The organism is Bradyrhizobium sp. 147 (assembly GCF_023073935.1).
Lineage (GTDB): Bacteria > Pseudomonadota > Alphaproteobacteria > Rhizobiales > Xanthobacteraceae > Bradyrhizobium.
Genome location: NZ_JADPKL010000061.1, coordinates 85,520 through 97,932, shown reverse-complemented (window position 1 = coordinate 97,932; position 12,413 = coordinate 85,520). Strand labels below are relative to the sequence as shown.

The window sequence follows — 12,413 nt, the reverse complement described above, 5'->3', positions numbered from 1 at the left end:
TATCTGAATAAGAAAACCTGAACCTTAAGGTCCTGCCATGACGAAGATCTCACTGGTCGTCTCCGACGTCGACGGCACGCTGCTGACCAAGGACAAGACGCTGACGGAGCGCGCGAGGTCTGTCGTGCAGCGGCTGCACCAGGCAGGCATCGGCTTCACCATCACCTCCAGCCGCCCCGCGATCGGCATGCGCTTCCTGATCGAGCCGTTGGCGCTCTGGCTTCCGGTCGGGCCGTTCAACGGCTCCTCGATCGTCGATCCCGAGATGAGACCGGTCGAGCAGCACCTCATCCCGGCGGGCGCGGCCGAGAGATCGTTGCGGATCCTTCGCGCATACGGCGCCGACGTCTGGCTCTTCACCACCGACAAATGGCTGATCGACAATCCCGAGGGCAGCTATGTCGCGCATGAGCAGCGCACGATCCGCGCCGATCCGACCATCGTGACGGATTTTTCGCCGTACCTTGCGAGCGCCTGCAAGATCGTCGGCGCCAGTGCCGATGCCGCAGGCCTTGAGCGGTGCGAGAAGGTGATGCAGGAGGCGCTCGGCAACGAGGCCACAGCGGTACGCTCGCAAACCTACTATCTCGACATCACCCCGCCCGGCTTCAACAAGGGCACCTTCGTGCAGGCCATGGCCAAGCGCCTTGGCATTTCCACCGACGCGGTCGCCACCATCGGCGATATGCAGAACGACCTCGCGATGTTCCGCGTCAGCGGCGTCTCGATCGCCATGGGTAATGCCGCCGACAACGTCAAGGACAACGCCACTCACGTCACCGCGACCAACGAGCAGGACGGTTTTGCGGAGGCGATAGAGATGATCTTGAAGCGGAATGGAGTGGGCTGAGTTTGCCGCCGGCTGGTTTCAACCTCTCCCGCTTGCGGGAGAGGTCGCCGCGTAGCGGCGGGTGAGGGTTCTCTCCTCTTGGGGGTTTTCGCCCAGCAGAGACACCGCCACCCCAGGCCTCCCGCAAGTGGGAGAGGGAGCGCACCTCCGTAGCGGAATCAATTAACCTATTCTCGGCAGGCGCCCGCTGCGTCACTACTGCGAGCGCTGCACGGCCGGCTTCTCGCTCTCCTGCCTGGCCGCCGACAGATTATGCGCGGTGTTGATTAGCGCGATGTGGGTCAGCGCCTGCGGGAAGTTGCCGGTCTGGCGCCGTGCCACGGAATCATATTCCTCCGCCAGCAGCCCGACATCGTTCGCAATGCCTACCACGCGATCGAACAACACTTGTGCTTTGTCGAGATCGCCCGACAGCACATGAGCATCGGCCAGCCACAGCGTGCAGGCCAGGAACGCGCCTTCGAGTGGCGGCTGCCCCGCCGGCAGCTCGCGCGGGTCGTGCCGCAGCACGAAGCCGTCGCGCATCAGCCATTTCTCGACAGCGGCGATGGTGCCGCGGATCCGTGGATCCGATGGCGGCAGGAACCCGACGGCGGGCAACAGCAGCACGCTGGCATCGAGCAGCTTCGAGCCGTAGGACTCGACGAACGTATTTTCGTCCGCATCGAAGCCATTGTTGCAGACGTCACGATGAATGGCCTCGCGCAAGGCCCGCCAGTGCAACAGCGGCGCCTTGAAGCCGAAGGTCTCGGCACTCTTGATGCCGCGATCGAAGGCGACCCAGGTCATGACCTTGGAGAAGACGTAGTGCTTGGGCTGGCCGCGGCGCTCCCAGATGCCGTGATCTGGTCGGTCCCAGACCTCGGCGAGATGATTGAGCACCGCGCATTCCAGCGCCCAGGTCTCCTCGTCGAGCTTGAGCTTGGCCATGCGCGACTGGTGGAAAGCGTCAATCAACTCGCCATAGACGTCGAGCTGAAGCTGCGCATGCGCGGCATTGCCGATGCGCACCGGCTTGGCGCCCTCATAGCCGTCGAGCCAGCCCGCCTCCCATTCCAACAGCCGGCGCTGGCCCCAGATGCCGTACATGATCTGCATGTTCGAGGGCGAGCCGGCGGCGGCGCGCAGGAGCCAATTGTGCCAGGCCAGGGCTTCCTCGGTGTAGCCCGAGTTCATCAGCGCCAGCAGCGTGAAGGTGGCATCGCGCAGCCAGCAGAAGCGGTAGTCCCAGTTCCTGCTGCCCCCGAGCTTCTCCGGCAATGACGTGGTCGGTGCCGCGACGATGCCGCCGGTCGGGGCGAAGGTCAGCGCCTTCAGCGTGATCAGCGAGCGCATGACGAGATCGTGATAGTTGCCATCGCGGGTGCAGTGGCTGCACCACTCCTGCCAGAACCTTTCGGTCTCCTCGAGCGCGATCTCTGGATCGATCGACTCGACCGGCGCCAGATGCGAGGGGCCGTAGGTCAGCACGAACGGTACGGTCTCGCCGGCCGTCACCTCGAAGTCGGAGACCGTGGTCAGATTCTCGCCGCGGGTCTCAACAGGCGTGCGCAGCACAGTCATGTCCTGGCCGGCAATTGCCATCAAGGAATGGTCGATCCGCCGCACCCAGGGAATGTCGGCGCCGAAGCCGAAGCGGATCACGAGCTCCATCCGCATCTTCACCGTACCCTTGATGCCGCGGACCAGCCGCACGATGTCAGACGCCTTGCCGCGCGGCGGCATGAAGTCGACCAGGGCGACGGTGCCATTGTCCGTCTCGAAGCGCGTTTCGAGGATGAGTGAATCGCCAACATAACGGCGCGACGTAGCCGTGACATCCTCGCTCGGTGCGATCAGCCAGCGGCCGTTCCTGTGGCTGCCGAGGATCGCGGCAAAGCAGGCGTCGGAATCGAAGGCCGGCCAGCACAGCCAGTCGATCGAGCCGTTGCGCCCGACAAGCGCGGCCGTCTCGCAATCGCCGATCAGCGCATAGTCCTCGATCTTCTGAGACAATGTCGTCGAGCCCAGATTTCAGCTTCCGCCATTCAATGAACGTTCCCGCGTCGCGGCCTTCAAAGCCGCGAGATCGATCTTGGACGCGATCTTGTCGAGCGTAACAGGGAGCCGCTGGCGCCAGTTCGGATGCTCGTCGATCGTGCCGGGAATGTTGGGCTGGTCGATCACGCCGAGCAGATCCTCCAGCGACACCGCGAGCAGCCGCGACGGCGTGCGCGACAGGAAGGCGAGCACCGAATAGAGGTCGTTCGCATTGATGCCGTTCTGGCGCAGAATCTCGTCGAGCCTGCCGAGCGCATCCCAGCGCGCCTGATCGTTCTCGCCGGGATCGATACCGAGCGAGCGCTTCATCCTGAGATCGCCGAACGAGCGCCAACCGGCATAGGTCGACAGGTCATGGGTGTTCAGCGTGACCAGTGCGTTGGGCCGGTAATGGTCGACGTTGCGGAAATGGCCGGTATCGTCGCGCTCGAACATCATGACGAGGTAGGACCAGATGCCGAAATCCTGCATCATCTCGCGGAAGCCTTCCGGCACGGTGCCGAGGTCCTCGCCGATCACGATGCATTTGTGGGCCGCGCTCTCGCACGCCACCGCCGCCAGCAGCGCCTCGAACGGCATCTGCACATAGGCACCGTTGTCGGGCTTGAAGCCGCGCGGCACCAGATAAAGCCGCTTCAAACCGAGCACGTGATCGAGCCTGATGGCCCCAGCATGGCGCATCGAGGCGGCGAGCATGTCGGCGAACGGCACGAAGGATTGAGCTTCCAGGCCGCCCGCGTTGAAGCCGGCAAGACCCCAGTCCTGGCCGACGGTATTGAGCACGTCGGGCGGCGCGCCGACGGCGAGATGGCGGGAAATCGCCATCTGCTCGTTCCAGGCATCGAAGCCGTTGGATTGCACGCCGACGGCAACGTCGAGATAGAGCCCGACCCGCATGCCGAGCTGGCTCGCCAGCTCCTTGGCCGCGTGCAACTGGCTGTCAGCCGTCCATTGCACGAATTCGACGAACTCGACGTCGCGCTTGTCGGCCCCATTGCGCAGCTCGGCGCATTGCGCATCGTCAGGCTTTTGCCATTCCACCGGCCATTCCCACCATGGCGCGGTGAAGCGATGACGCAGCACCTCGAAACAGGCAAAGCGGGACAACAGCGGTGTGCGGGCGGCGCGGAAAGCCTCGAACGCCTTGCGGCGCGCTTCGCTCGCGCGCGTCACGAAACTGTTGTAGGCAGCGCGCAGGCCCAGCCATTTCAACGCCGCCATGTCCGTATAGGGCACACGGTCGCCTTCGCGCAGCCGCGCTGCAGTCGCGGCGGCATCCGGCACGAGGTCGGCCGAGAATTCTGGGATCGCCTCGACGTCGATATAGAGCGGATTGAGAAACAGACGGCTGTTCGGCGAATAGGGGCTGCAATCGGCTGGGTGGTCGTCGAACAGCACATGCAGCGGATTGAGCCCGACACCATCGGCTCCCAATTGCTTGGCGAGCCGGACGAGATCGGCCAAGTCGGTAAAATCGCCGATGCCCCAATTGCGGCTGGAGCGGACGCTATAGAGCTGCACGGCAAGCAGCCAGCCGCGGTCGAAATCGCCGCCGAACGCGCGCTCGGGCGCCACGATCATCGGCACCTCTTCCGTCACGCCTTCCGCGTCGGTCAGAGTCAAACGATGATAGCCGAGCGGCAGGCCGGCAGGCCAGGCGATCACGGGCTCACGCGTCTCGCCTTGCGCGATCATTTTGCCGTTTGCCGTCAATTTCCATTGCAATGGTGGCGCACCGATGGCCGCCAATTCCGTTCGCGGATGCCCTAAGGCGCGCACCACGACCGGCCCGCCGACAAAGCGGTAAACCCGCTTTTCCGGCAGGGCGTCGAGGATCGATTTGAGGGCCACGGGGTCGGTGACCCGCAGCTTTCCCAAGGCATCGACGAATTCAGATTGAACGCCCTTGATCCGGGCTTGAGCTAAAAGATCCATTCGGCACGCAGCTTGCAAGCCACCCACTTGCCGGGGGCATCGATTTTAAGAGGCAGCGGAAGACGTTAGTCGGGCTTAACTCACAAACTGCGCCTGCCGTTCCCAGCGGGAACTAATGACACACAAGCGGCTTTCTATATAGGTCTCAAGCGTAGGTTCCCGACAAGGGAAACGGGCCCCTGCTTTCTTGTCAATGGCATCACCGTGAACAAGACAATTCAAACTGTCGAAAGTGCTGCAGCCGGCAGCGCTTTCCTCATCGAAGACGTCTATCCCTTGATTGATGGCGGCCGCTTTGCCGTGAAGCGGATCGCGGGCGACCGGGTCGAGGTCTGGGCCGACATCTATCGTGACGGTGACGCCGTGATCGGCGCCGCGCTGCTGTGGCGCCGTGAGCAGGACCGCGAATGGCAGCGTGAGCCGATGACCCATCACGGTAATGACCGCTGGTCGGGCGCCTTCGTCCCGACCGAGGCCGGGCAATACATCTACGCCATCGAAGCCTGGACCGACGAGTTCGCCACCTGGTCCCACAGCGTCGCGCGCAAGCAACGCTCCGGTGCGGATGTCACCCTCGACGCCATCGAGGGCGCCGGCCTCTTGACCAAGGCGCAGGGCGCGCGGCAAGACGCAGCATTGGTCATCCTCAGACAGTGCGAGGATTTTCTTCAGAGCGGCGACGTCGGCCCGCTGCTCGCAACCGAGCTCGGCGAAGCCATGGCCGAGAGCCAGTCGCGACCCGACCTCACCCGCTCAGCCTCTTTTCCGCTGATCATCGACCGCGATAGGGCACGCTTTGGCGCCTGGTACCAGATGATGCCGCGCAGCCAGAGCCGGACCCCCGGCCGGCATGGCACGCTGAGAGACTGCATCGCCCGCGTGCCCGACATCGCCGCGATGGGGTTCGACGTGCTCTACTTCACGCCGATCCACCCGATCGGCCACACCCGCCGCAAGGGCCGCAACAATGCGCCGGTGGCGGGTGAAGGCGATCCCGGCTCGCCCTATGCGATCGGCACCACGGAAGGCGGACACGATGCGCTGCATCCCGAGCTCGGCACGATCGAGGATTTCCACGCACTGGTTGCGACCTGCCTGGAGTACGGCCTCGAGCTCGCGCTCGACTTCGCCGTGCAATGCTCCCCGGACCATCCCTGGCTGACGCAGCATCCGGAATGGTTCAAGTGGCGGCCGGATCGCTCGGTGCGGACGGTGGATGGCGCCTATTCGGATATCGTCATCCCCGATTTTAACTCCGTCGACAGGGCTGGGCTGTGGAACGCGTTTCGCGATGCCATGCTGTTCTGGATCGACCATGGTGTGACCATTTTCGCCATCGACAATCACGACACCGCGCCATTTCCGTTCTGGGAGTGGCTGATCCGCGACATCCGCCGCCGACATCCCGAAGTGATCCTGTTCTCCAAGACCTTCGCCCGACCGAAGCTGATGAAGGGGCTCGCCAAGCTCGGCTTCGCGCAGTCCTTCAGCTATTTCCCCTGGCGCACCTCGCGGTGGGAGCTGGAGCAATATCTCGGCGAACTGACCCGTTATCCCGAACGCGACTTCTATCGCCCGAACCTGTTCGTCAACACAGCCGACCTGCTGCCCTTTCACCTCCAGAGCGGCGAAGCCTGGGCATTCAAGTCGCGCCTTGCGCTGGCCGCGACGCTGTCGGGCAGTTACGGCATCTACAGCGGCTTCGAGCTGCTTGAGCACACGGCGATCCCCGGCCGTGAAGAATATCTGGATTCCGAGAAATACCAGATCAAGCAGCGCGACTGGGACACGCCCGGCAACATCAAGCCCTACATCACCGCGCTCAATCGCGTCCGCAACGAGAATGCGGCGCTCCAGCAGACGGCCAATTTGCGCTTCCTCGGCATCGAGGACGGCGAAACCATTGCCTTCGTGAAGGAGGCGGCCGAGCCTGCCAACACTATCGTCGTCGTGATCGCGTTGTCGCGCCATGTGCGCGAATTCTGGCTGCCGCTCGGTGACGTCACTGTTGACGTCAGGGGGCAGCGACATCATGTTGCGGCACTCGAAAACCTCCTCACCGGCGAACAGTCCGGCATCGAATGGGGCGGGGTCAGGTTGCGTATCGATCCCGAGCGCGATCCGGCGCTCCTGTTCCGCGGCCTGGCGTAAGGGTTCACGCCATGAATGTTCTGTCTTCCGTCGACACCAGGAAAGCCGAGGCTGCCGAGATCGTGGATGAGCTCTGGTACAAGGACGCCATCATCTACCAGCTCCACGTCAAGGCCTTTGCCGACAGCAACAATGACGGTATCGGCGACTTCGCCGGCCTGACCGAGAAGCTGCCCTATCTCCAGGAGCTCGGCGTCACCGCGCTGTGGCTGCTGCCGTTCTACCCCTCGCCCGGCCGCGACGACGGCTACGACATCGCCGATTACGGCGCGGTCAATCCCGATTTCGGGACGATGAAGGATTTCAAGCGCTTCATCCAGGAGGCGCAGAAGCGGGGCCTGCGCGTCATCACCGAGCTCGTCGTCAACCACACCTCGGACCAGCACAAATGGTTCAAGCGCGCGCGCCGCAGCCATCCGGGCTCGAGCGCACGCAACTGGTACGTCTGGAGCGACACCGATCAGAAATACCAGGGCACGCGCATCATCTTCACCGACACGGAGAAGTCGAACTGGACGTGGGATCCCGAGGCTGGCGCCTTCTACTGGCACCGCTTCTTCTCGCACCAGCCGGACCTCAATTTCGACAATCCGCGCGTGGTGAGCGCCATCATCCAGGTGATGAAGCGCTGGTTGGATGCCGGCGTCGACGGCTTCCGATTGGACGCCATTCCCTATCTGTGCGAGCGCGAGGGCACCTCGAACGAGAACCTGCCCGAGACGCATGCGATCATCAAGCGCCTGCGTCAGGAGCTCGATGCCTACTCCAAGGGCAAGCTGCTGCTGGCCGAGGCCAATCAATGGCCGGAGGACGTGCAGGAATATTTCGGCCGTGGCGACGAGTGCCACATGGCCTACCACTTCCCGCTGATGCCGCGCATCTACATGGCGATCGCGCAGGAGGACCGTTTCCCGATCACCGACATCCTGCGCCAGACCCCGGACATCCCGGCGAGCTGCCAATGGGCGCTGTTCCTGCGCAATCATGACGAACTCACGCTGGAGATGGTCACCGACGTCGAGCGCGACTATCTCTGGACCACCTACGCCAATGACCCACGCGCGCGCATCAATGTCGGCATTCGCCGACGCCTTGCGCCGCTGATGGACAATGACCGCCGCAAGATCGAGCTGATGAACTCGCTGCTGCTGTCCTTCCCGGGCACGCCGATCATCTATTACGGCGACGAAATCGGGATGGGCGACAACATCTATCTCGGCGACCGCAACGGCGTCCGCACGCCGATGCAGTGGAGTCCGGACCGGAACGGCGGCTTCTCGCGCTGCGATCCGGCCCGCCTCTATGCGCCGCTGATCATGGACCCGGTCTACGGCTATGAAGCAGTGAATGTGGAGGCGCAGTCGCGCAGCCTGTCTTCACTGCTCAGCGCCACCAAGCGGCTGATCTCGGTGCGCAAGTCGACGCTCGCCTTCGGCCGCGGCACCATGACCTTCATCCGCCCCGCCAACCGCGCCGTGCTGGCCTATGTCCGGCAATATCGCGACGAGGTGATCCTCTGCGTCGCCAATTTGTCGCGCGCCGCGCAGGCAACCGAGCTCGATCTGTCGCCCTGGAAGGACCGCATCCCGCAGGAAATGCTCGGCCGCACGCGCTTTCCTCCGATCGGCGAACTGCCCTACATGATCACGCTGGGGCCCTACGGCTTCTACTGGTTCCAGCTTCAGGAGCGCGACAAGTCCGAGCCGGTGACGCCGCGCGCGGTGCCGGAGTTCGAGACCTTGGTGGTGCCGGTGAACTCGAATTGGGTGTCGCTCGCCCGCGAGCGTGGCGTGTTCGAGCGCGACGTGCTGCCGGGATTCCTCTCGCGGACGCGGTGGTATCCCGAGCACAATGCCAAGCACATCAAGACCGCGCTGACCTCGGCGGTGCCGTTCTGCGACATCGGCGACAACCGGCCCTGGATCGCGTTCTTCGAGACCAAGCAAGGAGACGTGGCGACACGCTACGTGCTGCCGTTGCAGATCGAGTGGGTGCGTTTCGACCGCGAGCGCTTCAATCCGAAGGCGCTCGCCGCCGTGCGACAGGGCGCGCGCGAAGGCACGCTGCTCGATGTCGCGACCGACCAGATCTTCATCGGCCTGTTCCTGCGCAATTTGTCGCAGAATCTGGTGGTGGAGGAGAACAATCTGCGGCTGGAGTTCAAGGCAACCAGCCGGTTTGCCGATTACATCATCAAGGAGCCCGAACGCATCCGCGCGATTGAACAGTCGAACAGCACTGCGTTGGTCGACAACCAATACGTCGTCAAGATCTATCGGCGGCTCGAAAGCGGCGTCAGTCCCGAGATCGAGATCGGCCATTATCTCACGGAGGTCGCACGCTTTGCCAATACGCCGCCGCTGCTGGGCAGCGTCGAGCTGGTCGAGGGCGAGCAGCGCAGCACACTCGGCGTGCTGCATGCCTATGTTGAGAACCAGGGCGACGGCTGGACGATGACAACGGGCTATCTCGATCGCTATATCGACGAGCAGCGCGTATTGCCAGCGGGCGAAACGCTGCGCGAGACCCAGGAGCAGGCGCCTTATCTGCACTTCGTGGCGCAGATCGGCCGGCGGCTCGGCGAGCTGCATGTCGCTCTGGCCGCGGCAACGCCGGACGATCTCGCTCCGGAGCCGATCGGCCCCGCGTACGTCAAGCGCCTCGTATCCGAGCTTAAGGCGCGCGCCGAGCAGGTTTTCGAACGGCTGGCCGAAAGCCGCGACGGCCTGCGGGAGGCGGACCGGCCGCTGATCGATCAGCTCACGGAGGCGCGCGCGACCCTGGCCGACCGACTGAATGCGCTATTGCCTTCCGGGATCGGCGGGTTGAACATCCGTCATCATGGCGACTTCCGCCTCGGACAAACTCTGATCGTGAAGGACGATATCTTCATCATCGACTTCGATGGCGATCCGCGTGTTCCATTGGTCGACAAGCGGCGCAAGGCGCCGGCCGCGCGCGACGTTGCGGGCCTGATCCACTCGATTGATGTTTCGGTTAACACGGCTCTCGGTCGCGCGCTCACGGGCGCCTCCGACGAGCAGAGCCGGCTCACGGCTGCGCTCGACGAATGGCGCGAGCGCGCCACCGCAACCTTCCTGTCCGCCTATCGCGAAGCCATGACCGATCGGCGGCTGTGGCCGGACAATCCGCAATCCGCGCAAGGCCTGTTAAGGTTCTTCCTGCTTGATCAAGCGTTCGACGAAGTAGAGTACGAGCTGTCCCACCGGCCTGAGGGGCTCCATGCGCCGCTGACCGGACTGCTTCGCATTCTGTCCAGTGCCGAGGGCGAAGCCCATGCCTAAACTGCCTGCCGAGGCCTACGCGATCATCGAGGGCCGCCACTCCGATCCGTTCCACTATCTCGGGCTGCACCCCGAGGGCGGTAGAAGCGTGGTGCGCGCCTTTCTGCCCGAAGCCTCCAATGTCGAGGTGGTCGGCGAGCATGGCGAAGTCGCCCCGCTCGACCGCGTGCACGATTCCGGCCTGTTCATCGGGGCGCTGCCTAACGCCTCAAAACGTTATCAGCTGCGCGCAAAATTCGGCGGCAACGTCGTCGAGTTCGAGGATGCCTACCGCTTTCCGCCGATCCTGACCGATTTCGACCTTTATCTGCTCGGCGAAGGCACTCACCAGCGCCTCTACGACAAGCTCGGCGCCCATCCGTTGCGGCACGAAGGTGTCGATGGCATCGGCTTCGTGGTGCTGGCGCCGAATGCGCGGCGCGTCTCTGTGGTCGGCGATTTCAATTTCTGGGATGGCCGGCGCCATCCCATGCGGGTCCGCGGCAGCGGCTATTGGGAACTATTCATCCCGCATGCGAAGGTTGGTGATCACTATAAGTTCGAAATCATCGGCCCGCACGGCCATCTGCTTCCGCTGAAGTCCGATCCGCTGGCGTTCGCGAGCGAGGTGCGGCCGAAGACCGCCTCCATCGTGTTCGACGAGGCGCATCTGCCGCGGCCACGGCCGGCGCCCGACGGCATCAACGCGCTGTCGGCGCCGATGTCGATCTACGAGGTCCATCTCGGCTCGTGGCGGCGCAAGAACGGCAACGAATGGCTCACCTATCGCGAATTGGCCGAACAGCTACCGGCCTACGCGCGCGACATGGGCTTCACCCATCTCGAATTCCTGCCTGTCAGCGAGCATCCGTTCGACGGCTCATGGGGCTACCAACCGACCGGCCTTTATGCGCCGACCAGCCGCTTCGGCACGCCGGAGGATTTTGCCGCGCTGGTCGATGCCTGCCATCGCGAGGGCGTCGGCGTGCTGCTCGACTGGGTGCCCGGCCATTTCCCGGACGATCCGCATGGCCTCGGCAGCTTCGACGGCACCGCGCTCTACGAGCACGCCAACCCGCTCCAGGGTCGTCATCTGGATTGGGGCACGCTGATCTACAATTACGGCCGCACCGAAGTGACGAACTTCCTGGTGTCGAACGCTCTGTTCTGGCTGGAGCGCTACGCGATCGACGGGCTGCGCGTCGATGCGGTGGCATCCATGCTCTATCTCGATTACAGCCGGCCGCCCGGCGCGTGGATTCCGAACCAGTACGGCGGTCGGGAGAACATCGAGGCGATCAACTTCTTGCGCCGCTTCAACACGGAGGTGTTCGCCCGCTTCCCGCAGGCGACCACGGCGGCTGAGGAGTCCACCGCCTGGCCTCAGGTCTCGCGCCCGGTCGAATTCGGCGGGCTCGGCTTCGGCTACAAATGGAACATGGGCTGGATGCACGACACGCTGAGCTACATCAGCAAGGATCCGATCTACCGCAAGCACCATCACGGCGAGATCCTGTTCGGCCTGCACTATGCGTTCTCGGAAAATTTCATCCTGCCGCTGTCTCATGACGAGGTCGTGCACGGCAAACGCTCGATTCTCGGCCGCATGCCCGGTGACGAATGGCAGCGCTTTGCGAACTTGCGCGCCTATTACAGCTTCATGTTCGGCCATCCCGGCAAGAAGCTGTTGTTCATGGGTGCGGAGATCGCGCAGAGCCGCGAATGGAACCACGACCACTCGCTCGACTGGCACCTGCTCGAATACAAGTACCATTCCGGCATCCAGGCGCTGATCCGCGATCTCAACCGGCTCTATCGCGCGGTGCCGGCGTTGCATCAGATGGATTGCGACCAGGCCGGCTTCGAATGGTTGATCACCGACGATGCCAACCGCAACGTCTTCGCCTGGCTGCGCAAGGGTTTCGACGAGCAGGCGCGATGCCTGGTGATCGTCAACTTCTCGCCGAACGTCTATCAGAATTACCGCGTTCGCGTGCCTTTTGGCGGCAAGTGGAAGGAAGTGCTCAACTCGGATTCCGCCCATTATGGCGGCAGCAATGTCGGCAACATCGGCGAAGTTCACGCCGAGGGCGGCGAGCTTCGCCTCACGATTCCGCCGCTTGCAGCAATCTTCCTCGTTCCGGAAAGCTGAC

At 63.6% G+C, this 12,413-nt stretch carries 6 protein-coding genes; 4 read left to right on the top strand and 2 right to left on the bottom strand.

Annotated features, from left to right (window positions below; translation table 11 throughout):
- Nucleotides 1-37 precede the first annotated feature (37 nt).
- Nucleotides 38-850: an HAD family hydrolase gene (locus IVA87_RS13705; RefSeq protein ID WP_247333880.1), complete on the top strand. Its 813-nt coding sequence runs from the start codon at nt 38-40 to the stop codon at nt 848-850.
- 195 nt (nt 851-1,045) lie between these two features.
- On the opposite strand, the gene IVA87_RS13700 is transcribed toward IVA87_RS13705, so the two are convergent.
- Nucleotides 1,046-2,845, bottom strand: coding sequence for a glycoside hydrolase family 15 protein (locus tag IVA87_RS13700; RefSeq protein ID WP_247333878.1), 1,800 nt, complete (start codon nt 2,843-2,845; stop codon nt 1,046-1,048).
- Between the two features lie 18 nt (nt 2,846-2,863).
- Nucleotides 2,864-4,825 carry a 4-alpha-glucanotransferase gene (malQ, locus tag IVA87_RS13695; RefSeq protein ID WP_247333877.1) on the bottom strand — a complete coding sequence of 654 codons (1,962 nt, stop codon included), beginning with the start codon at nt 4,823-4,825 and terminating at the stop codon, nt 2,864-2,866.
- A 204-nt stretch (nt 4,826-5,029) separates the two neighbouring features.
- Between malQ and IVA87_RS13690 the strand changes: the two genes are divergently transcribed.
- Genes IVA87_RS13690 through glgB form a run of 3 tightly spaced genes read left to right on the top strand, consistent with a single transcriptional unit; the run spans nt 5,030 to nt 12,412 of the window.
- Nucleotides 5,030-6,976 carry a maltotransferase domain-containing protein gene (locus IVA87_RS13690; protein WP_247333876.1) on the top strand — a complete coding sequence of 649 codons (1,947 nt, stop codon included), beginning with the start codon at nt 5,030-5,032 and terminating at the stop codon, nt 6,974-6,976.
- Nucleotides 6,977-6,987: 11 nt separating this feature from the next.
- Nucleotides 6,988-10,281: a maltose alpha-D-glucosyltransferase gene (treS, locus tag IVA87_RS13685; protein ID WP_247333875.1), complete on the top strand. Its 3,294-nt coding sequence runs from the start codon at nt 6,988-6,990 to the stop codon at nt 10,279-10,281.
- Nucleotides 10,274-12,412 carry a 1,4-alpha-glucan branching protein GlgB gene (gene glgB, locus IVA87_RS13680; RefSeq protein WP_247333874.1) on the top strand — a complete coding sequence of 713 codons (2,139 nt, stop codon included), beginning with the start codon at nt 10,274-10,276 and terminating at the stop codon, nt 12,410-12,412. Before treS ends, glgB begins: the two co-directional genes overlap by 8 nt.
- The last annotated feature ends 1 nt before the right edge of the window (nt 12,413 follow it).